Genomic DNA, 21,710 nt, shown 5'->3' with positions numbered 1-21,710 from the left:
CGAATCGACCCCAGCGTCAGACCGGCCGAGTACACGCCCCCTGTCCGACCGCGTCGACTTCCTCGTACAGCAAGTGCCGGAAACCGGCCGCACCGCGCTCACCCTGGCTGTGGTGCTTCATCTGGCCGGCCCGTCCGCGACGGCCCGCAACCGGGACAGGCTCAGGTCCGGGTCCGCCACGATCGCCCGCAGCAGCCGGGTGAGCGCGTGCACCAGGTCCCGCGCGGTCGGCTCGGCGTACAGATCGGTGCTGTACTCCAGGTAGCCCCGCAGGCCGTCGCCGGTTTCCCGGACGACCAGGTTCAGGTCGAACTTCGCCAGTCCCGGGTGGGCGGGCAGCGGGGTCACCGAGACGTTCGCAGGCGCGTCGCGACTGTCAGTGGGCGCGGCGGGCAAGAGGTTGAACACCACCTGGCACAGCGGCGGGTGGGACGCGTTCGCCGCCGGCGCGAGATCGCGCACCAACTCGGTGAACGGCAGGTCCTTGTGTTCGTGCGCCTCAGCCGTCACCTGCCTGGCCTCGCCGAGCACCTCGGCGAAGGTCCGGGAGGGTGTCACGTCCAGACGCATCGCGAGCCGGTTGGAGAAGTAGCCGACCAACGGCTCCAGTTCGATCCGCGGCCGGTTGCTCACCGGGGAGGCGATCGCCAGGTCCGTGCTGTCGCCGTGTCCGCCGAGCAGCACCGCGAACGCGGAGAGCAGCGTCATGTACAGCGTCGCGCCGCGTCGGCGGCCGAGTTCACGCAGCTCGGTGAGCACGTCCTGCGGGATCGTCACATCCACGGCGGCGCCCTGGTACGACCGCACCGGACCACGCGGGTGATCGGTGCGCAGCCGCACGCACGGCGGCAGGCCGGCCAGTCGCCCTCGCCAGTACGCGCGTTGCCGGTCCAACTCGGCCGGACCGACGGCCTGACGCTGCCAGCGGGCGAAGTCGCCGTACTGCCAGGCCAGCGGCGCCAGATCCGGCGCGCGGTGCTCGGCGTCGGCCCGGTACAGCTCGAACAGATCGGCGAAGACGATGTTCATGGACCATCCGTCGAAGACGCCCCAGGGCCGGGTCAGCGTCAGGACGTGGCCGCCGTCCGGGCGCGGCAGCAAGTGCACCCGCAGCACCCGCGGATCCGCAGGGTCGAACGGGCGGAGGCGTTCCTCCCGCAGCCAGCCGTCGAGCGCGTCCTCGCCGACCTGCTCGACGACGACCTCGACTCGGTTGTCCCCGACGACCTGCAGGACTTCGTCACCCTCGACGCGATAGCCCGTGCGCAGCACCTCGTGCCGGTCAACCAACGCGTGCACGGCACGGGCGAGCACGGCCCGATCCAGTTCTCCGCCGATCCGCAGCGCGACCTGGACGTTGTCGTAGGCCGTCCCGAGCCGGGCGTGTTCGGGACGGTCCAGGAACCACAGTTCGCTTTGCTGGAGGGAGATCGGTGGCGCGCCCGCCGACACGGACACCGTGGCCTCCGCGTCCGGACCGTCCCGCAGTGCCTGCAACGCGGCCGCCGCCTCCCGCATGGTCGCGCCGGTGAGCATCAGCCGCAGCGGCAACCGCACTCCGAACTCCCGCTGCACCCGCATGGTCAGCCGGACCGCGAGCAGCGAGTGCACGCCCAGCGCGAAGAAGTCGTCGTCGAGTCCGACCCGGCTGATCTCGAACATCTCCTCGACGAGGCGGCAGAGCACTCGCTCGGCCTCGGTGCGCGGCGCCGCGTAGGCCGCCTTGACCACGCTGTCCTCGCCGGGCGCGGGGAGCGCGCGCTTGTCGACCTTGCCGTTGCGGGTGACCGGAATGTCCTCCAGCACCATGAACAGCGTCGGGACCATGTAGTCCGGCAGGCTCGCGGACAGGTGTTCCCGAAGCGCCGCAGTCAGCCCGGGACCGAGGTCGGCGAGTTGCGGGAAGTTCGAAGTCCGCGTGGCGCGGTACGGCTCGCGGGCGCGCACCTCGGGCAGCTGGTCGCGGCCGAACAACAGGTCGATGCCGTCCGGCCGATTCTGCGACCAGGTGGCGCAGACCCGATAGCCGAGCCGCTCGGCGTGGGCGAGAACCGACTCCAGGTCGCGGACGGCCGCCGCGGCCCGCTCGTCCAGCCGCGCACCGCCCCGCAACGGCTCGATCTCGACGGTGGGCAGCCCCTGTGCCAGCTGGGCCACGACCCCGACATCGTCGGCGATGCGCGGGTTGACCAGGCCTGCAACGCCGAACCGGTCCGGCGCTCCGGCGTCCAGCAGTGCGAGCAGCTCGTCCGTGGTGCCGGCGTGGCGCCACGGCAGCGGCCGCGACGGCACCCGCGCGCCCTTCGTCAGCACGACGTCGTAGCGGTAGGCGAGCATCTCGTTGTCGCCGAGACCGCGCTTGACCATCAGGTCTACTGAACCCAGCTCACTGAATCGCTCGGAAAGGCGCGCGAAGTACGTGGGGCTGACGAGCAGTTCCGTCTCCTGCCGAGCACGGCGGCGCACCTGCGCGGCCAGCGCCGCCACCGTGGTGCGGCCCCGGGCGCTACCGCGTTCGATCGCGCCGATGTGCGCGGTCAACAGGTCCAGGTTGCGCACGTCGCCGATGAACAGGCGGCCGCCGTCGGAGAGCAACGGGAGCAGCCGGGCGATGACCTGTTCGAGGTAGTAGCAGCTCGGGAAGTACTGCGCGACGGAGTTGATCACGATGGTGTCGAAGGTCGCGTCGGGCAACGGGGCGGTGAGCGCGTCGCCCTGTTCCAGCGTGACGTGGGACCACCCGCGGCGCTCGACCCCCCGACGCACGTCGGCCAGCACCGCTGCGGCGAGGTCCACCGCGTGCACGGCCTCGCACTGCTCGGCGTAGCGGAACAACAGCAACCCGGTGCCACAGCCGATCTCCAGCAACCGCCTCGGCCGCAGCGCGACGATGCGATCGACGGTGCCGTCGATCCACTCTCGCATCTGTTCGTCGGGAATCGCCGTGCCGGTGTAGCTGCTGTCCCAGCCGACCAGGTTGAGGTCGTCGGCGACCCGCTCGTCCGGCGCGCCCTGCTTCTCGAAGATCTGCCGCCAGTGCGTCAGGTGCTCGGCGACCTGCTGCCGCGCGGACTCGTCCAGCCATTTGGCGCTGGGCCGCACGTAGCCGATCAGCGCGCGGTCCTCACCGTCACCGTGCGGGAGGACGACCGCGCCCGCGACGGCGTCGTGCCGCAGCAGCGCGGTCTCCACCTCGCCGAGTTCGATGCGCACGCCGCGGACCTTCACCTGGTCGTCGGTGCGGCCCAGGAACTCCAGCCCTCGGTCGTGCCACCAGCGCACCACGTCGCCGGTGCGGTACATGCGCTCGCCCGCGGGAACGAACGGATCGGGCACGAACCGCTCGGCGGTCAGGTCGTCCCGGCCGACGTAGCCCCGGGCCAGCTGGACACCGGCGAGGTACAACTCCCCCGGCACGCCGGCCGGCACGATGCGCCGCCGCGAGTCCAGCACGTACACGCGGGTGTTGGGCACCGGGTGACCCATGCTCACCCGGTCGCCATCAGGCCGGACCTCGTTCTCGGTCACGTCGATAGTCGCCTCGACCGGTCCGTAGAGGTGGTGCAGCTCGGCGTCCAGCACCCGGTGGAACTCCCGCGCGAGCGACACCGGCAGCGCCTCGCCGCCACACAGCACCCGGCGCAGGCTTGTGCACCCGGTGACGGTCGGTTCCTCCAGGAACAGCCGCAGCATGGAGGGCACGAAGTGCAGGGTCGTCACCTCGCTTCGCTGGATCAGTCCGGCCAGGTAGGCCGGATCCTTGTGTCCGTCGGGCCGGGCGATCACCAGACAGGCGCCGGCGGCCAACGGCCACAGCAACTCCCACACCGACACGTCGAAGCTGGCCGCGGTTTTGTGCAGGACACGGTCCTGCTCAGTCAGCTGGTAGCGCTGCTGCATACCCGTGATGCGATTGACGACCGCACGATGCGGGACGACGACGCCCTTGGGACGGCCGGTCGAACCGGAGGTGTACAGCACGTAGGCAGCCCGGTCGCCGCTCACCGCGACGCCGGGAGCGCTGGCCGGCCAGGCGCTGGTGTCCGGCAGTTCGGTGAGCACGAGCGCGGGCGTGGCCTGGGCGAGCATGTGCTGCGCCCGCTCGAGGGGCAGATCCGGCTCGACGGGCAGGTACGCCGCGCCCGCCTTCAGCACGCCGTACACCGCCACCAGCAGGTCGATCGACCGCGGCAGCCGGATGGCGACCACATCGTCGGGCCGTACCTCCCGCGCCATGAGCCAGTGCGCGAGCCGGTTGGCTCGTTCGTTGAGTTCGCCGTAGCTCAGCGTCTCGTCCTCGTGCACCAGGGCGAGGCGGCCCGGATCGAGGTCGGCCTGCTCCTCGAACGCCGCGACCACCGAGACGTCCGGCACCGGGACGAGCGGGCCGCGCCACACCGCCAGCAGACGGTGTCGCTCGGCCGCCGGCAGCACCTCGATGTCCAGCGCCTTCGTCCCGACGCCGTCGTCCGCGGCGAGACCGGCCAGCAGGCCGGCGAGCGCGGCTTCCACGCAGTCGAGCACGTCCTCGGGCGAGATCCGCTCGTCGACCCGGACATGCAGCGACAGCGAGTCGCCGAAGTCGTCCAGCGCGACAGAGAGCGGGTAGTTGGTGGCGTCGGTCTCGGCGATCCACCGCACGCCGTGATCTTCGGCCGGCGGGTCCGACGGCGCGGCGCGTCCCGGTTCGAAGTGGCGCACATTGACCACCGCGGTGAACAGCGGCGCTTCGCCGTCCATGCCGCTGCACCGCTGCACCAGGCTCAACGGCGTCTGCTCGCGGGCGATGAGGTCCGCGAGCCCGCGATCGACCTCGTCGACCAGCTCGCGGACGGTCAGGTCGGCCAGCCGCAGCCGCAGCGGCAGCGTGTTGATGAGGTTGCCGAGCATCGCCTCGACGCCGGGCACACCCTGGAGGCGTCCGGACAGGACGGTGCCGAACACGACGTCCTCGCGACCGCTGGTGGCGGCCACGACCCGCGCGTAGGCGGCATGGAACAGGCACGCGGGACTGACGCGCAGCCGTTTCGCCTGCGCGCGCAGGGCTTCGGTGAGTTCACCCGGCAGCCCTCGGCGCAGCTGCGAGAACCGCCGCGCGTCGCCGCGCACCTCGGTCAGGCCGAACGGGGCCGTCGGCTCGACCACGTCGCCGAGCGCCGCTCGGAAGTAGGCCTCGGCGTCGTCGGAGGCGAGCCGGTGCCGGGTGTGGGCGACGAAGTCGCGGTACGGTGCGGTCGGCGCCAGCCGGTCGGCCTGACCGGCCAGGTGCGCGGTGACCTCCGCCATGCTGAGCCGGATCGAGGTGGCGTCCTCGATCAGGTGGTGCGAGGTGAGCACCAGGTAGCGGCGCTCGGAGTCGGGGTCCTCGGCGACGACCAGCCGCTGGAGCGGGGCCCGGTCGACTGGGATCCGTTCCGCACCGTGCAGGAGCTCACGGGCCTGCGCCTCGGTGTCGCCCGGCACCAGCCGGATCCGCTGCACGTCCAGCTCCGCGTGCCGGTACACGACCTGCACCGGCTCGGGCAGACCAGTGGTGAGGACCGCGGTCCGCAGCACGTCGTGCCGGGCGACCATGGCCCGCAGCGCGTCGATGAACGCGGTGGTCGCGGCCTCGTCCCGCGCGGTGAACAGGATGGAGACCAGGTACGGGTCGTTCTCGGGATCGAGCAGGTGATGGAACAGGATGCCTTCCTGCGCCGAGGCGAGCGGGTACACGTCCGCCACGTTAGCCACGCCACCGGGCACGGTGGCCACCACCGCGTCGATCTGCTCCTGGGTCAGCTCCACCAGGGGCAGCAGTTCGGGTGTCAGTCGGCGGCAGTCGGCCGGGATCGGGTTGGCGGGCACCGAAAAGTCCTCGGTCGTCCCCGCCGTGAGCAGGGCGGCCAGGTCGGCCAGGGTCGGCGCGCCGAACACGTCGCGCACCCGGACCGCGAAGCCGTGCTCGGCCAACCGCGCGACCAGCACCGGGATGAGCAGCGAGTGCCCGCCCAACGCGAACAGGCTGTCCTGGGCACCGATCCGCGACTCGTCGAAGCCGAGCAGCTCGGCCCACAGCCCGGCGAGCAACCGCTCGGCGTCGGTGCTCGGCGCCGCGTAGGACTGCCTGGCGACGTCATCGATGCCCGGTGCCGGCAGCGCCTTCCGGTCGAGCTTGCCGTGCGCAGTGACGGGCAGCGAGTCCAACGCCACGAAGGCGCTGGGCACCATGTGCTCGGGCAGGGCACGGGCGAGGAATCGGGAGAGCTCGGTCTGCGGGTCCGCGAGGTCTGTGTCGGGAGCGAGCACGGCGTAGGCCACCAGCCGCGGATCGTCGCGCTGATCGGTTCGCAGCACCACAGCGCACTCACGCACCGCGGGATGCTCGCCCAACCGGTGTTCGATCTCGCCCAGTTCGATCCGGAAGCCGCGCAGCTTCACCTGCTCGTCGGCTCGGCCGAGGAACTCAAGGGTGCCGTCGGCCAGCCACCGCACCAGGTCCCCGGTGCGGTACATGCGCGCGTCCGGCGTCGCCGCGAACGGGTTCGGCACGAACCGCTCGTCAGTGAGCTCCGGCTGGTTGAGATAGCCCCGCGCCAGGCCGTCACCGGCGATGTGGAGCTGCCCTACACAGCCGATGCCCTGCGGGCGCAGCGCTTCGTCCAGCACGTACAGCTGGATGTTCTGGATGGGCCTTCCGATGGGTACCCGGGCAGGGGTGCCGGGCGGGCAGGTCCAGTGGCTGACGTCCACGGCGGCCTCGGTCGGACCGTAAAGATTGTGCAGCGGCGCGGGGTGCCGCTCGTAGTGTCGCGAACAGAGGTCGGGCGGCAGCGCCTCGCCGCTGCAGAACACCTGGCGCACGGACTCGCACGCGGACCAGACGGGCTCGTTCAGGATGGCCCGCAGCATCGACGGCACGAAATGCAGGGTCGTGACACCGAAGCGACGGATGGCGGAGACCAAGTAGGCCGGGTCTTTGTGACCCTCGGGCCGCGCAAGGGCCAGCCGCGCGCCGGCAAGCAGGGGCCAGAAGAACTCCCACACCGACACGTCGAAGCTGAAGGGCGTCTTCTGCAGCACGACGTCCCGCTCCGTGAGCGAGTACTCGTTCTGCATCCATTCGATGCGGTTGACCGCGGCCTGGTGCTCGATCATGACGCCCTTGGGACGCCCGGTCGACCCGGAGGTGTGGATGACGTAGGCCAGATTGTGCGAGCCGAGACCCGGCACGACCACGGCGTCGTCCCGGCCCGCCGCGAGTTCCTGGCCGGTCGCGTCGCGCACCGAGCCGTCGCCGTGCAGCCGCAGCACGGTGGCGCGGCCCAGGGGCACCGCGTCCACCTCCGGCTGGGCCAGCACGATGCCCACCCCGGAGTTCTCGACCAGTTCGGTGATGCGCGCGGCCGGGTTGGACGGTTCGATCGGCATATAGGCGCCGCCAGCCTTGAGGATGCCGTAGATGCCCGCGACCATCTCGGCCGAGCGGGCCGCGTACAGACCGACCACGGTGTCGGGGCCGACGCCCAGATCCCGCAGCGCGTGCCCGATCCGGTTGGCCCACGCGTCGAGCCGCGCATAGCTGATCTCGCGGTCGCCGTCCACCACCGCGACGGCCTCCGGGTGCCGGCGCGCCCGCGCCTCGAACAGCTGGTGCAGACAACTGTCCCGGGAGTACTCGCGCGCCGTGTCGTTCCAGGTCCGCAGCACCAGCTCCCGTTCCTGTGCGCCGACCATGTCCAGACCGGACAGGCTGGACTCGGGCGCGACCGCGATCGCCTCCAGCAGCGAGGTGTAGTGCCCGATGAAGCGCTCGATGGTGGCCGGGTCGAACAGGTCGGTGTTGTACTCGACCGCACCGAGCAGACCGGTGGGGACTTCGCGCAGGTCCAGGGTCACGTCGAACTTGGTGATGTCGAAATCGAATCCGACCGCGGAGGTGGTCATTCCGCCGAGGCTGATGTCCTGCCCGGTCGACGCCTCCTGCAAGACGAACAGGGTCTGGAACACGGGCGAGTGGCTGAGGCTGCGCTCCAGCTGGAGAGCGTCCACCACCATCTCGAACGGCACGTCCTGGTGGTCGAAGGCGGCCAGCGCGGTGCGCTTCACTGCGGCCAGCAGGTCGGGGAAGGCCGGGTCGCCGGCGAGGTCGGCCCGCATCACCACAGTGTTGGCGAACAGGCCCACGAGGTCCTCGACCTCGTGCTGGTTGCGGTTGGCGACCACGGTGCCGACCGCGAGGTCGTGCTCCCCGGTGTAGCGGTGCAGCACGATGTCGTAGGCCGCGAGCAGCACCATGTAGAGCGTCACCTGGTAGCGCGCCGCGACGGTTCCCAGACGCTCGATCAGATCCGGCGGGCAGCCGAAGAACGCACGGGTGCCGCGGTAGGTCTTGTTCTCCGGGCGCGGCCGGTCCGTGGGCAGCGTGAGGCGGGGATCGACGCCGGCCAGTTGGCCGCGCCAGTACTCGACCTGCTCGTCGCGCACCCCGTCGTCCAGCCATTCGCGCTGCCAGAGCGCGTAGTCCGCGTACTGGATGGGCAGCGGCGCCAGCGGCGAAGGCAGACCCGCCCGGAACGCGTCGTACAGCGCGGACAGGTCACGGAAAAGCACACCGAGCGACCAGCCGTCGGACACGCTGTGGTGCATCGTCACGACCAGCACGTGCTCGGTCGCGCTCTCCGTCAGCAGCAGCGCGCGGATCAGCGAGTCGGCGGCGAGATCAAACGGTGCCACCGTCTCCTGCCGGCACAGCCGCGCCAGCTCCGCCGGGTCGGTGCCGTCGGCGACGTCGGTGATGTCAGCGACGTCGGCGACCCGGAGTTCGAACTCGGAGCCGTCGCCGATCACCTGGTGTGGCACGCCGTCGACGGCCGGGAGCCGGGTGCGCAGCGCCTCATGGCGACGGACCACCTCGGTCAGCGCGCGCCGAAGCGCGGGCAGGTCCAGCTCACCGTGCAGCCGCACCGCGACCGGGATGTTGTAGTGCGCGCTGGTGCCGTCCAGCTGGGCGAGGAACCACAGGCGTTGCTGCGCGTAGGACAGCGGCACCTGCTCGTCGGCCTTACGCGGACGCGGCGTGACGACGTTGAGCGCCGACAGGTCCACGCCCTGCTTGCGCAGCAGCGCGGTCACCGCACGTCGTCGTTTGGGCGACATCGCCCGGATCCGCCGGACCAGGTCCGCACCGCTCAGTTCGTCAGTGGTGCTCATCAGCGGCCTTCCACGTCATCGAGGCCGAGCGCCTCCAGTTCCTCGTCTGTCAGACCCTCGATGAAGCTGATGCTCTCGTTGATCTTGGCGACGTCGTCCAGCGATCCGGTCAACTGGGCGGCCAACTCCGCCAATCCCGGGTTGTCGAACACGGCCTGCACGCGCAGCCGCGTACCGGTCCGCTGCTTGAGCAGGTTGATCAACCGCGTCACCAGCAGCGAGTTGCCGCCCAGCTTGAAGAAGTCGCTGGTGATGCCCAACTGACCGGAATCGATCCGCAGCAGCTCCGCCCACACCGAGGCCACCGTCTGCTCGGCCTCGGTGCGCGGTGGCACGCGCAGCTCGTCCGGCCCGCCGGCCCGCTCCGGCGAAGGCAACGCGCGCCGATCGATTTTGCCGTTGCGGGTCAACGGGATCGCGGGCAGGAACACCAGCGCGGACGGGCGCATATAGTCCGGCAGTCCGACGCTGAGTACGGCGTCGATGTCGGCACGCAGCAGGTCGGCGTTCGGCCACGTCGTCGGCACCGGCGGCGGGTCGGCCGCCATGTCGGCCACTGTGTCGGCACCGGCCCGCCTCGCGTAGAGGTTGTACAGCGGCGTGTCCCGCAGCATCCGGTTGTCCTGGTCGGTGATCACCGTGAAGCCGTGCGACTCCAGCAGCGCCACCACCGTGGCCAGCCGTCCGTCGGCGTCGTGCACCTCGACGACGACCTGGCGGATCCGCGCCCAGTCGGCCTCCTCGATGCCGCGCAGCACGTCGAGTTCAGCGTTCTCCACGTCGACCTTGAGCAGGTCGATCCGGTCGATGCCGTGCTCGGCCCGCACCGAAGAGAGCGTCCGCACCCGGCAGACGAACTGTTCGCTGTCCATGCGCGCGTCGACCAGTTCGTCGACGAGCGCGCCGTCTTCGGTGGCCGCACCGTCGGATTCCTGCCGGTTGGACAGGTAGGAGCGCATCAGCTCGTGCGCCTGTTCAGTGGTGGTGCGGCTGCTGGAGATGACGGTGTTGTGGCGGTAGAAGGTGAAGGTCTCCTCGCGGGCCTGCGCGCCCAGCCCGAAATCGAACACGCGCGCGTCCAGGCCGTGCAGGTCCACGTTGCGCCGCAACGTGTCGTGCACCGGCGGGATCGGCTCGAACGCGTACACCCGCGCGCCCGGCCAGCGCAGCCCGGCGAACAGCGTGAACATGCCGATGTTCGCGCCGACGTCGAACACCAGATCACCGTCGCGGACGGTGATGCCGTGCCGCGCGTACTCGGCCTGCGTGAAGATCTCGTCGTAGAGGAACTCGGTCTCGCTGCGGTTGTGGTCGAACACGGGCAGCCCGTTGGGCAGGCGGTGTACGTCGGCCAGTGCGGCCGGCTCGGCGTCGGCCAGCCGCAGCAGTTCGCGCACCGGCCGCGCGTGCGTGGCCGAGGGCACGATGTAGCCGATCAGGCGCCGGTCGTCGGCGTCGTACTCCCGCACCACGACCCGGGCGTCCTGGACGCCCGGGTGCGCCGCGATCCGCTGCTCGATCTCGCCCAGCTCGATCCGGTAGCCGCGGATCTTCACCTGCTCGTCGTTGCGGCCCAGGTACTCCAGCGTGCCGTCGGGCAGCCTGCGCGCCAGGTCACCGGTCCGGTACATGCGCGCATCCATGCCGTGGAAGGGATCGCGCAGGAAGCGTTCCGCGGTCAGCTCGGGGCGGTTGAGGTAGCCGCGCGCCACGCCGGCGCCGGCCACGTACATCTCGCCGACGGCGCCGGTGGGAGCCGGTCGGCCGTGCCGGTCGAGCACGTACACGCGCAGGTCCGGGATCGGCCTGCCGATCGGGCTGGCCGTGTCCTGCGCGTCGTGCGCCCGCAGCGGCCGGTGGGTGACGTGGATGGTGGTCTCGGTGATGCCGAACATGTTCACCAGCTCGGTGCCGGCGTTGACCGGGCGGTCCAGCCACGGCTTGAGGGCGGTGACATCCAGCGCCTCTCCGCCGAAGACCACCGTCCGGAGCCGGTGCTCGCCGGGACGCTCTGCCTGCGCCGCGATGACCTGGCGGAACGCGCTCGGGGTCTGATTGAGTACGGTGACGCCCTCGTCGCACAGCAGCGCGTAGAACTCCTCGGGGCCGCGCACCACGTCTTCCGGTACCACGACCAGGCGGCCGCCGTGCAGCAGGGCTCCCCACATCTCCCACACGGAGAAGTCGAAGGCGCACGAGTGGAACAGCGTCCACACGTCCTGCGACCCGAACCGGAACCAGTCGTCGGTCGCGGTGAACAACCGCACGACGTTGCGATGCTCGACCAGCACGCCCTTGGGCTCGCCCGTGGAGCCGGAGGTGTAGATGACGTAGGCCAGGTCCGAGGGCCGGGACCGACCCGGCACCGGGGTACTGGGCCGGTCCGCCGCCGCGAGGTCGGCCCGCTCGATCCGGGCGAGGCCGGGCATCTCCAGGTCGGCGAGCAGGTCGCCGTCGGTGACCAGCACGGCGGGCGAACTGTCGGCGAGGATGAACGCGAGCCGGTCCGACGGCGCGCCCGGATCCAGCGGGAGGTAGGCGCCGCCGGCCTTGAGCACGGCGAGCATCGCGACGACGATCTGTGCGCCGCGCGGCAGGCACAGCGCGACCAGCGTGTCCGGCCCGTCGGCGCCGACGCCGTGCTCACGCAGCACGTGGGCCCAGCGGTTGGCGCGTTCGTCCAGCTCGCGGTAGGTGAGCGCGATCCCGTCGTGGGTGACGGCCACCGCGTCGGGGGTGCGGGCGCAGACCTCTTCGAACCAGGTGTGCAGGCAGCGTTCGGCGTCGTGCTCGGTGAACGGCTCGTTGAAGCCGGTCAGCTCGCGCTCACGGACCCGGGCCGGCAGCACCGGTAGGTCCAGGGCGAGCCGCACGTCACCGTGCCCCTCGCCCACGGCGGCCACCAGCGAGGACATCACCGTCTCCAGGTACGCCACCAGAAGCTCAGGGTCCTGGGTCCGCACGAGCTGCGCCTCCAGCTCGAACGAGCGGCCCAGGTCGTTGACGGACAGCGCGACCGGATAGTTGCTGCGCTCGATCACCCCGGAACTCGGCGTGATGCCGGCGCGCTCCAGTTCGGCGGCGTCGAACCCGCCTTCGCGTACCAGGTGCCGGTAGTTCAGGAAGCCGTTGAACAGAGGCACGTCCGGCCCGGCCAGGCCGCTGTGGCCGCGAGCCACCGTCAGCGGCACCTGCTCGTACCGCACGAGTTCACGCAGCAGCCGCTCGGTGCGGACGATCAGCTCCGACACGGTCAGCCCGGCGAGGTCGAGGTGCACCGGCAGGGTGTTGATGAAGCTGCCGAGCATCCGCTCCATGCCGCCGGGCCCCTGCACACGGCCCGACATCACGGTGCCGAACACCACGTCGTCGCGGTCGGCGGTGGCCGCGACGACCAGCGCCCAGCCCGCGTGGAACAGGGTCGCCGGGCTGACGCGCAGGTCCTTGGCGAGCTCGCGGATCCGGACGCCGAGCGCGGTGTCCAGCCGATGCCGCAGGTCGACCACATTCCGGCCGTCACCGTGCACATCGGAGAGCCCGAACATCAACGTCGGCTCGGTCACGGCTCCGAGCTGTTCGGCGAAGAACGCGGCCGGGTCCAGCACCGTCGCCCGCTCACGCGAGTGAACGACGAAGTCGCGGTAGGCGGCAGGCTCGGCCAACTCGGCCGCCCGGCCGGTCAGGTGTGCGGCGATCTCGGCGAACAGCAGACCGAAGGAGGCGGCGTCGTGGATGACGTGGTGCAGGCTCAGGACAACGTGCCAGCGCCCTGTCTCCGGATGGCGCCCGGCTCGCAGCCGGATCAGCGGCGCGGTGTCCAGCGCGATGGTCCCGGTGCGGGCCAGCAGCTCGGTCACCTCCTCGTCGACCACGCGGCCCGCTCGCAGCTCGAACTCCTCCAGCGGCAGCTCCACCCGGCGATGCACCACCTGCACGGGCGCGCTCAGTCCGTCCCACACGATCGCGGTGCGCAGCGCGCCGTGCCGTGCGACGACCGCGCGCAGCGCGTCGGCGAACTGGTCGAGGCGCTCGCGCTCGGCGAAAGAGAACACGACCGACGACACGTACGGGTCATGTCCGTCCTGCCTGAGGTGGTGGAAGAACATGCCTTCCTGTAGCGCCGCCAGCGGGTAGACGTCCGCCACGTTGGCGGCCCCGCCCGGCACCGCCGCCACGATCGCGGCGATCTCATCCGAGCTGAGCGAGACCAGCGGCAGCATCTCCGGGGTGATGGCGGTGCTCCCGACCGGAACGGCGGCAGCGGATGGTTCGGCGGGGGTGGCCGGCCCGGTCTCGACGGCGGCGGCCAGGGCGCCGAGCGTGCGCGCTTCGAAGACGCGGGCGGGCTCGCAGTGCAGCCCGCGCTCGCGCAACAGCGCGACGAGTTGCTGTACATGCAGCGAATGACCGCCGAGCGCGGCGAAGTCGTCATCGGCTCCGATCTGGCCCGGCTGGAAGCCGAGCAGGTCCGCGCACACCGCGAGCACGGTGTCCAGCAAGCCCAAGCCGTCGGCGTCCGGTCCCGCCGGTGGCCGCTTCGCAGGCGTTTCGGTGGCAGGCGTCTCGATGGCGCGGCCAAGCCAGTAGCTGCCGGTCTCGAAAACGGTCGAGGGCTCGGCGGTCAGCTTCCGGCGACCGCGGTGCAGGCCCCGCCACGGCACCTTCGCGCCGTGCACCCACAGCTCGGCAAGCCGGTCCAGGTCCGCCTCGCCGACGAGCGCGGCGAGGAACGTCTCACCGAGCGCACCGTCCAGCACGGTCCGCAGCGGACCGGCGTCGCTGTCGGCGTTGCCGCGCCGGATCGAACCGGCGGGCGCGGGCGAGTCGTCGAGCAGGGCGGTGAGGGCGGCGGACAGCTCCTCGCGGGACCGGGCGATGACGGCGACGCGCTCGGCCATGGCCTCCCGGGCGATCTGCGAGGTGTACGCGATGTCGGCCAGGGTCGCGCTGGAACCCTCGTCGGCGGCGAAATCGGCCAGCCGCCGCGCGGCCGTGCGCAGTCGCGTGGCGTTCTTGGCCGACAACAGGACCAGCTGCCGGCCCGGCACCGGTTCGATCGCCGGTGCGACGGCGGGGGGCGAGGCCACGACCAGGCTCACGTGGCTGCCGCCTGCCGCGACGGAGTTGACCAGCGCCAGCCTGTTCCCGTCACGCGCCTCCCAGTCCGCGAGTTCGTCGCACAACGCGAGCGGGCCGCGGTCCAGGCCGAGGTTCGGGTTCGGCCTGCCCACCGAGACCAGGGGCACGAGCTGCCGGTGACGAAGCTGGAGCGCGACCTTCGTCAGCTGGGCGACACCGGAGGCGGCCTCGGGGTGGCCGAGGTTCGACTTCACGGTGCCGACCGGAACCGGTGCGGACACCCCGCCGAACACCTCGGCGAGGGCGCTCACCTCGATCTCGTCGGCGAACGCCGAGCCGTTGGCCGCGGCCTCCACATAGCCGATGTCCTCCGGCCCCACGCCGGCGCGGTTCAACGCCCGCCGCATCACGGCGACCTGAGCCTTGCGGCTGGGCGTCATGAAACCGTTGCCGCGACCGCTGTGCAGCGACGCACTGCCCTTGATGACCAGATGGATGTCGTCGCCGTCGCGAAGGGCCGCGTCGAGCCGCTTGAGCAGCAGCGCCCCCACGCCCTCGGCGGGCAGGTAGCCGTCGCCGTCGCGGAAGCTGCGGCTGCCGGGGTGGGTACCGAGCAGGCCGAGCTTGTCCAGCATGACATACTTGTCGGAATGGACGGTCAGGTTGACGCCTCCGGCCACGGCCAGCTCGCACTCGCCCGCCCGCAGATCGGTGCAGGCCAGGTGGACGGCCATGGCGGAGGAAGCGCACATGCTGTCGACGGCGAGGCTCGGCCCCTCCAGACCGAAGAACTGCGAGATCCGGCCACAGATCATGTTGTAGGACGCCGACGCGGTCAGTGCGGCGAGGCCGGATTCCACGTCGTCCGAGCGGTAGAGCTGATAGGCCGCGCCGACATAGACGCCGACCGAGCGGCCGTAGCGTTCTTCGATGACCTCCTGGGTCATGCCGGCGTGCTCGAACAGCCGCCATACCGTCTCCAGCATCAGCCGCTGCTGCGGATCCATCGTCGCGGCTTCGCGCGGCGAGACGCCGAAGTGCAGCGGGTCGAACTCCTCGACGCCGTCGAGGAACGCGCCCCACCGGCCGGGGACGAGCGCGGAGTCCCAGCGCTGCGCGGGCACCTCGGTGACGCAGTCCGCTCCGTCGCGCAGCCGGTTCCAGAACGCGTCGAGGTCGGGTGCGTCCGGATAGCGTCCGCTGATGCCGATGACCGCGATATCCGCAGTGTCTGTTCTGTTAACAGTATCTGCGTTACCTGCGACGCTTGCTGTCTCGGGCGCAGCTCGGTCAACGCGCGGTTCCGACACCACCACGACGCTCGGCACCGAGGGGCGAGTCACCGGCGTCGCGGCGACCGGCGCGGGTTCGGGGTCGCCGATCAGCTCGCGCAGCACGTTCGGGTGCTGGGCGGCGAAGTACCGCGCCAGCTCGCGCACCGTAGGTTCCTCGAACAACAGCGTCCTCGGCAGCGGGCCGAACGACTCCTCCAGCTGGGTCACCACGCTGACGCCCAGGACCGAGTCCAGACCGTACTGGTCCAGCGGCAGGTCGATCTCGAGCCGGTCGGGCGTGAGCTTCAGGAACTCGGCCAGCACTCGGCGGAGGTACGTCACCGCGCGGTCCTCCACCGCACGGTCCAGCGCAGCATGGTCCTCCGCCGCCCGACTCCCATCGGCCTCCACCAGAACCTCCGTGACCGTATCCACGTTCTCCTCATCGGTCCGGACCAGCGACAGCACCGCTTCCCGCTCGCCGACGAGCACCAGCGCCCGGCCGTCGACCAGGCTGTTGCCCTCGGCGTTCGCCGCCCAGCGCAGCGCGGTCAGCCCCTGCTCGGTATCCAGCGGCGCGAGTCCCATGTCCCGCAGGCGTTCCCGCATGACGCCGTCGGCGCCCATGCCGCCCTCATCCCAGAAGGGCCAGTCGATCGACATCGTGCGGCCGCGCCGCCTGCCGTGGGCGACCAACAGCTCCCGGTAGGCCGCGTAACCGGCCATGAACGCGTTGCCCGTGGCGTAGTCCGCCTGCCCGGGGTTGCCGAACGCCCCGCTGAGAGAGGAGAAGCACAGGAACAGGTCCAGCGGCTGGTCCCGGGTCAGCTCGTCGAGGGTGACCAGCCCGGCGGTCTTCGGAGCGAGCACCCGTGCCCACTCCTCGGCGCTCTTGCGGATGATCAGCTTGTCCTCGAGCACACCAGCGCTGTGCACTACGCCGGTCAACGGCCCGTGCCGTTCCGCGATGTGGGCGATCAGCCGGGACGCCGACGCGCGATCGGTGACGTCAGTGCTCTGGTAGTCCACGGTGATCCCGCTCGACCGCAGCGCGTCCACGCTCTGCTGGCGATCCGGGCTCAGCGCCGACCGGCCGGTGAGCACGATGGTCGCGCGGTCGAGCGAGCGCGCGATGTCCCGCGCGACTATCAGGCCGAGACCGCCCGCGCCGCCGCTGACCAGGTACACGCCGCCCTCGCGCCACAATCGACCGGGCCGAGGGGCCGGCGCCTCCTCGGCGCGGAACACCTGCCGCTGCCCATCCCGGTAACGCACCTCCTGCTCGCCCCCGGCCTCGGCCAGCAGGCGCGCCACGACCACGGAGGGTGCGGCACCGTCGATGCACTCGACGAACTGACCGATCAGATTCGGGTTCTCCAGCCGCGCGGTCTTGAGCAGACCGGCCACGCTGGCGAAGCAGGCCAGGCGGGCCCGCTCGACCGCCGAGTCCGCCGTGCCGACCAGCACGACCTGCACGAGCGTCGGCTGCCGCACGCTCTCGCGCAGGACATCGCGGATGATCTCGAAGACCCGCCGAGCCGCGTCCGCGTGGGCCCGCTCCAGCGGAGCGCCGGCGATGTCCACGGCATGGCTCTGGGTCCCGGCCGGGAGCAGGGGCCGGTACTCCGCCAGGCTCCGTGCGGCATCCTCGCCCAGCAGCACTACGTATCGCGCGAGGTAGTCGACGCCTGTGGCCGCCGGCGCCTTTCGCGCCTGCCAACTCGCGCGCAGCAGGATCGTCTCAGGGTTCGACCGAGCCGACGTCTCAGGATTCGACTGAAGCGACGTCGGGTTCGGGGCGGGCCGATCCGGCCGGGCCTCATGGTCCGGCCGAGCCCACGCCAGACTGATGGCGGGCAGATCCGGCCAGCACCGGTCGGTCGCGAACGGGTAGCCGGGCAAGCTGATCCGCCGGACCGGCGACGCCCCGCGCAGCGAGTCCCAGCCGACCGTCGCGCCCTCGGTCCAGGCGCGCAGGATCTCCTCGCCGCGGCCGCGTTCGGTCCACGCCTCGGCGTCCGCGCGCAGGTCCTGCTCCGCGTGCGAACCGGAGCGGTCGCCCCGTCCGATATGCACCGTGCCGCGCAGCCACGCCCCCGCCTGTCCGGGGTTCTCGGCGAACGCGGCCAGCCGGGCCCGAGCATCTTGGATCGAGGACGCGACGAAGGCCAGCCGTTGTTCCAGCGCCATCCGACCCACCTGGAGCGTCCACGCGACGTCGGCCAGCGCGTCCTCGGACAGTTCGCCGAGTCGGACGTGCAGCCGCCGAGCCTGCTGGACGAGCTGTTCCTCGCTGCGTGCGGAGAGCACGATCAGCGCGGGGCCGGGCGCGGTGGCGGCACGCTCAGGCGCCTGGTACTCGGCCACGATGACGTGGGCGTTCGAGCCGCCCGCACCGAATCCCGACACCCCGGCGATCCGGGGGAAGGTCCGCCGCTGCCCGTCGACGTCCAGCGTCGGCCGCTCCCACGGCTCCAGCCGCTGTTGCACCCGCAGCGGTGTGCTCTCGAAGTCGATGTGCGGGTTGAGCGTGCCGGAGTGCAGGTTCGGCACGATCTCCCGGTGCCGCATCTGGAGCAGCACCTTGGTGAGCCCTGCCATGCCCGAGGCGGCTTCGCAGTGCCCGATGTTCGACTTCACCGAGCCGATGGACAGCCGCTCCGGCAGCGCGTCGTTCGCCCGCAACGCTTTCATCAGGCCGGAGATCTCGATGGGGTCGCCGAGCGCCGTTCCCGTGCCGTGCGTCTCCAGGTAGCTCAGCACGCGCGGATTCACCCCCGCCGCGGCGATCGCCTCCGCGATGACCTCCCCTTGCGCCACCGGGGACGGCGCGGAGTACCCCGAGGTCCGGCCGCCGTGGTTGAGCGCGGTGCCCTTGATCACGCCGTGGATCTGGTCGCCGTCGGCGATCGCCTTGGCCAGCGGCTTGAGCAGCACGGCGCCCACGCCCTCGGACGGCACGTAGCCGTCGCCGCCCTCACCGAAGCTGCGGCAGCGCCCATCGCTGGACAGCAACCGCCGGATGCTCAGGATCCGGTGCTTGTTCGGGTGCAGCGTGAGGTTGACGCCACCGGCCAGCGCCGCATCGCACTGTCCGCTGTTGATGGCCTCGCAGGCCAGGTGGATCGCGGTCAGCGAGGACGAGCACATCGTGTCCACGGCCATGCTCGGTCCGCTGAAGTTGTAGAAGTACGACACCCGGTTGGCGATGGTCGAGGCATTGCCCGACAGCGCGACCGGCATGCCACGCTCCTGCGCCTGCGCGCCGAACAGCTGGTACTCCAGGTACATCAGGCCCACGTACACACCGACACGGCCCGAGCGCCCGAGCGCGCCGCCCGCCGTGGCCAACCGCTCTCCGGTGTAGCCGGCGTCCTCCAGGGTGTGGTGCGCACACTGCAGGAAGAGCCGCTCCTGCGGGTCCAAGTACTCAGCCTCCAGATGGGAGATCTGGAAGAACAGCGGGTCGAACCGGTCGATGTCAGCGAGGAAGCCACCCCAGCGCCCGGCGCCCGAGCGACCGTCCGTGAAATCGCGGTAGTCCCAGCGTTCGGCGGGCACCTCCCGGATGGAGTCCTTGCCCGCCCGCAGATTGCGCCAGAACTCATCGAGGTCCGCGGCTTCCGGGTAGCGCCCGCTGACACCGACGATCGCGATGTCCTTCGCCCCGTGCTCGACCGGAACCTGGTCGACCGCGCGCTCCCGGACCGCGGCCCTGGTGGGCCGAGGGGCGAGAGCGCGGACCCGGACGCCGGTGAGTTCCACGCACACCCGGCCGTGTTCGTCCAGAACGGTGACGTCCAGCGGCGCGGAGGCGCCGCCGGTCTGGCTGCGGACCCAGGCGTAGGCCCGCGACGGCGTCTCGGTGAGGGCATCCACACGAGCCAGCGCGAACGGCAACGACGGGCCCTGAGGCTGCTCAGCGGTGACGCCGTCGGCGAGCCGGAGGCCGATCATGGCTTGCAACGCGCCGTCGATCACGCTGGGGTGCAGGCGATAGCCGCTCAGATCGCCGGCCTCGGAGGGCACGCGCAGTTCGGCGAGCACCTGCACGCGACCGCGCTCGTCTGTGCCGACGCCGATGGAGGTGATCGCGCGCTGCGCCGGACCGTAGTCCATGCCCACGTCGGAATACAGCGGATAGATCTCGGCCGCGTCAAAGGTCCGCGTCGAGCAGGCCGCACGGAGCGCGTCCAGGTCACGCCGCGCCGGCTCGGCCGACTCGGCCGGCTCGACGCGGACCGCGCGGCCCTTGCCGCAGACGGTTCGCGTGCCGTTCGCGGCGAGGTCCTCGACCGTGTACTCCCAGCGGCCCTCGGCCTCGGCTCGCACGGTCACGCTCAGTTCGAGGCCGTCCGGCCCGCAGATCGCCGGGCGCAGCCACACCACGTCATCCAGTCGTACCCGAGCGCCGATCGCGCCGAGTTCGACCGCGGCACGCGCGATTTCCAGCTGCACGACGGCAGGCAGAACCCGCCCACCCCGCACCTGGTGATCCCGCAGAAACGGTTCGTCGCCGCGATAGCGCACCCGGTATTCGACGCCGCTTTCGGTGCCGCCGACTCGGCGCACCGCCGGATACGGCCCCGGGCCGCCGACCGGGTCCGCCGGAAGCCGTCGAGCGACCTCGCGCAGGGTCGCGGCCTCGACGAACGCGGTCGAGGTGAACTCGGTGCCGAAGCGATCGTTGAGCCGGGTCGCCAATCGGGCCATCCCGACCCAGTCCAGGCCGAAGTCGGCCAGGTCGGTGTCGGGGTCGAGACTGGTCACCGGGACGGCGAGCAGATCGGCGACCTCGGCCAGCAACGCCGGGGTCACGTCCGCATCGGCGACGGCGGCCACGGCTGGCGGCGGGTTCGGTTCCGTCACTGTCAGCCCGGCGGCCAGCTCCGCGAGCGACGGGTACTCGAACATGATCGTGGGCGAGAGAGAGCAACCCAGCCGGTCCTCCAACGGAGGAATCAGGGAGACCAGGTCGGCCGATGCCAGCCCCAGCTCGTAGAGGCTTCCGTCGACGTTCACCCGTGCCGCCGGCAGTTCCAGTCGCGCCGCGACCAGCTCTCGCAGGAACGACAGGAGGTCCGCGCCGGGTGCGGCGGGAGGGTCGCCGACGACCGCCGGCGGTCGCGCGAGCACGACGGCCCCGCCCTCCGGCATGTCGACGGACGCCGCGTCCCGCACGCGCTTGGCCACCAGCCTGCCGATATCCGCGATCTTCGCGCCGGACTCGTCGTAGAACTCCACCGACAGCCGGACGAAGTCGTCATCGCGTCGGGCCGACCCGGCCGGTAACCGCACGAAGCACCGCTTGCCCAGGGGCGCGACAGCCCGGAACGACTCGAAGACCAGGGGAAGGTACAGGCCCTCGCCCTGGTCGCCTTGATGCGGCTGCTGGATGCCGGCCCCGCCGCCGAGCAGGCCCGCCTCGAAAAGGGCCGGGTGGAACAGGAACCTGTCCGCTGTCTCGTGATGCTCGGCCGGGAGTTCCAGCTCGACCAGCCAGTCATCGGCGCGGTGGCTGATGGTTCCGTCGATCTTCATCAGTCCGGAGTGGACGAGGTCGTGACCACGGCACCAGGCGTAGAGATCGGCCATCGACGTGACCGTGGTGGCGCCGCTGACCGGCAACGGCAGACGCTCGGTGAACTCCGGTATCGGCGTGCGGTGCACAGTGACGAACGCGTGCCGCACAACGGGTGCGTCCGGTCCTCGCCTGCTGTGGACCTCCACCCGCAAGCCCCCCGCGGGTGCGGTCCGTCCCTCGACTGTGGTCAGCAACTCCTCGCCCGGTCCGGCGACCAGCGGCGTGACGATGGTGAGGTTGCGTAGCTCGACCTCTGCCATCGGGTACCCGTTCTGGGCGAGGACCTGGAGCACCAGGTCCACATAGCCGACGCCGGGCAACATGTTGCGCCCGTAGACGACGTGCCCGCGCAGGAGTGGGTTGTCAGCCGTGACCGTCAAGTTCGCAGCAAAAACCCGTGTGTCGGTCAACTGAATTCCCCCATGGACCGGTGCGAAAAACAGCAAGGTGCGATGTTCACCGCGAAAAGAGCACACCAATTGCAGGTGTCGACAGAATTGTTCGGCTCAGCGAGCCATCGTCGCCGGCAATGCCATTGCAGGACATGCACAGACGGTCTTGCCTCAAGATAGACCCAGAGC

The 21,710-nt window shown here is 71.0% G+C and carries 2 protein-coding genes; both read right to left on the bottom strand.

Annotated features, from left to right (window positions below):
• Positions 1-117: 117 nt before the first annotated feature.
• The gene (locus tag ABH920_RS46970; RefSeq protein WP_370355866.1) at positions 118-9,192 is read right to left on the bottom strand and encodes an amino acid adenylation domain-containing protein; all 9,075 of its coding nucleotides are present in this window, start codon (positions 9,190-9,192) and stop codon (positions 118-120) included.
• Positions 9,192-21,605, bottom strand: a complete 12,414-nt coding sequence (locus ABH920_RS46965; protein ID WP_370355865.1) for an amino acid adenylation domain-containing protein — start codon at positions 21,603-21,605, stop codon at positions 9,192-9,194. The genes ABH920_RS46970 and ABH920_RS46965 overlap by 1 nt, the downstream gene beginning before the upstream one ends.
• Positions 21,606-21,710: the final 105 nt, after the last annotated feature.

This window comes from Catenulispora sp. EB89, assembly GCF_041261445.1.
Taxonomy (GTDB): domain Bacteria; phylum Actinomycetota; class Actinomycetes; order Streptomycetales; family Catenulisporaceae; genus Catenulispora.
The sequence above is the reverse complement of the archived record's forward strand: the minus strand, read 5'-3'. Positions and strand labels throughout refer to the sequence as shown.

Bases quoted from the DNA above. Each gene is read 5' to 3' on its own strand.
- ABH920_RS46970 (WP_370355866.1), bottom strand. From the start codon at position 9,192: ATGAGCACCACTGACGAACTGAGCGGTGCGGACCTGGTCCGGCGGATC.